This is a genomic window from Acinetobacter sp. IRS14 (genome assembly GCF_034650275.1).
Classification (GTDB): domain Bacteria; phylum Pseudomonadota; class Gammaproteobacteria; order Pseudomonadales; family Moraxellaceae; genus Acinetobacter; species Acinetobacter oleivorans.
This window is the reverse complement of sequence record NZ_JAOVFN010000051.1, coordinates 1-1,975: the sequence shown is the minus strand read 5'-3', so window position 1 is coordinate 1,975 and position 1,975 is coordinate 1. Positions and strand designations below refer to the sequence as shown.

Here is a 1,975-nt window from a genome sequence, read left to right as displayed (position 1 = left end):
TTGTTTTGTGTTCTGGAACATCCTGTTCCTGTATGAACTCATCATAGGAAAAAAGTGGGAAGTCGCCAATCCGCTAAATCCCTAAAAGTTTGTAAGATAAATCGTACAAATAACATTTTTTGCATTTATGCCATCATCATCGGGCGAAATGGACAATTGACAATCACTCTAACTGGGTTATATTCCTGTTTAATATCTATACGATTATAGGAATGCAATCATGGTAACAGCTGGCGAAAAACCCGGAACAGGCTTCTATTTCTGCGCTCAATGTGGCCAGAGAGTGTTTTTAGAAATTAATACAGATCGTTTACCACCATGCACTAAATGTTATTGCACTGAGTTTAAACGTTAAGAATAAAATAATATTTGCGTTCGCATTTAACAAAAAGCCCTGTCACCCGATGGGGCTTTTTGTTAGTTTAAAATAAGACTTACATAACAAGACCCGCGATGGGCATGAAAAAGGAAACCGTTATGGAAACTATATTGGGTTTATGTATTGGCGTGGGGCTGAGCGCTGCCTGCGGTTTTCGCGTGTTTGTACCGTTATTGGTCATGAGCATTGCAACAATGATGGGGTGGTTTGAGCCATCAAAAGGTTTCGAGTGGTTGGCTATGCCATCGGTTTGCTTAGCTTTAGCTGTGGCAACAGTATGTGAAGTTGCAGCTTACTATATTCCGTGGGTCGATAATGCTTTAGACACGGTCGCGACTCCTGCGGCCATGATTGCTGGTACGTTAACGACCATGGCAGTGAGTAGTGGTGAAATGTCACAGTTCGCAGGTTGGGCGGCAGCGATTATTGTGGGCGGTGGTACGGCAGGTGTGGTGCAAATGAGTACAGTCGCTGCACGTGGTGTTTCAACTGCAACCACAGGCGGTTTAGGGAATTTTGTTGTTGCGACAGGTGAGTGGATTGGAGCAATCTTACTTTCGGTTTCAGCTTTGTTAGTTCCTGCGCTTGTTGCAGTTGTAGTGGTTATTGCTGTTATTTGGGCAATACGTTGGATACGTCATAAAAAGCAAGAACAGGCACATAGTCCGCTATAGGTTAGCTTCAATATCATTTTTAAAGAGCAATAAAAAAGCCCAACATCCTGTTGGGCTTTTTCGTATTTGGGTACTAGATATGACTCCTGTCGTATCTCACGCTCCTGGTGCTTGAACCTATTATTGTTGTTTTGTGTTCCGGAACATCCTGTTCCTCTATGAGTTCATATTAGGAAAAAAGTAGGAGGTCGCCAATCCGCAAAATCCCTAAAAGTTTGTAGGTTAAAGCGTACACTCAGAATTAATTTAACTTTTCAAAGTGAATATGAATAATAGCTATCTTGTTGCTTCAAGAAAAAATCAAATGCGTATTAGAAAATCTTCAAGACTATTAGTTATTAATGAAAATCATCAAATCCTATTATTTCAATTCACTCATACAAATGATGCCTTAGCTGGACAATCCCATTGGGCAACCGTAGGCGGAGGACTAGAAGAAGGGGAAACCTTCGAGCAAGCAGCTTGCCGAGAGCTTTATGAAGAGTTGGGCGCAGTCAGACAAAATGTAGGCACTCATGTTGCAACACGCAATTTTGAAATGATGTTGCCGAGTGCAGAAGTTGTGATTTCTGAAGAAAGGCTTTTTATTGTTTTTATTAAAAATGAAGAAGTGAATACAGCAAACTGGTCAGAACATGAAAAGCTTGTGATTAGTAAAAGTCGTTGGTGGACATTTGATGAACTAAGCCAAACAGATGAGATTGTTTATCCAAACAACATTCCTAATATTCTTGCAGATAGTTTGCCTGAAATTTTCAAACACTAAATTTTGTCTTAATATGCAGATATAAAAAAAGCCCGACATCCTGTCGAGCTTTTTCGTATTTGGTTGCTAGATATGACTCCTGTCGTATCTCACGCTCCTGATGCATGAACCTATTATTGTTGTTTTGTGTTCTGGAACATCCTGTTCCTGTATGAA

At 40.4% G+C, this 1,975-nt stretch carries 3 protein-coding genes; all 3 read left to right on the top strand.

Annotation, left to right across the window (positions count from 1 at the left end):
• Positions 1-220 precede the first annotated feature (220 nt).
• The 3 genes from ODQ17_RS18980 (at position 221) to ODQ17_RS18970 (ending at position 1,819) form a co-directional block, all read left to right on the top strand.
• Entirely contained in the window at positions 221-355 is a 135-nt protein-coding gene (locus ODQ17_RS18980; protein ID WP_004640417.1) for a zinc ribbon-containing protein, read from the top strand.
• Between the two features lie 122 nt (positions 356-477).
• Positions 478-1,053 (top strand): DUF4126 domain-containing protein, encoded by a 576-nt coding sequence (locus ODQ17_RS18975; RefSeq protein WP_192836850.1) that lies wholly within the window; start codon positions 478-480, stop codon positions 1,051-1,053.
• A gap of 265 nt (positions 1,054-1,318) precedes the next feature.
• A complete protein-coding gene (locus ODQ17_RS18970) occupies positions 1,319-1,819 on the top strand; it encodes an NUDIX hydrolase (protein WP_322905602.1) in 501 nt (166 codons plus the stop codon).
• The last annotated feature ends 156 nt before the right edge of the window (positions 1,820-1,975 follow it).

Coding starts and splice junctions, on each gene's coding strand:
- ODQ17_RS18980 (WP_004640417.1), top strand. CDS start 221: ATGGTAACAGCTGGCGAAAAACCCGGAACAGGCTTCTATTTCTGCGCT.
- ODQ17_RS18975 (WP_192836850.1), top strand. CDS start 478: ATGGAAACTATATTGGGTTTATGTATTGGCGTGGGGCTGAGCGCTGCC.
- ODQ17_RS18970 (WP_322905602.1), top strand. CDS start 1,319: ATGAATAATAGCTATCTTGTTGCTTCAAGAAAAAATCAAATGCGTATT.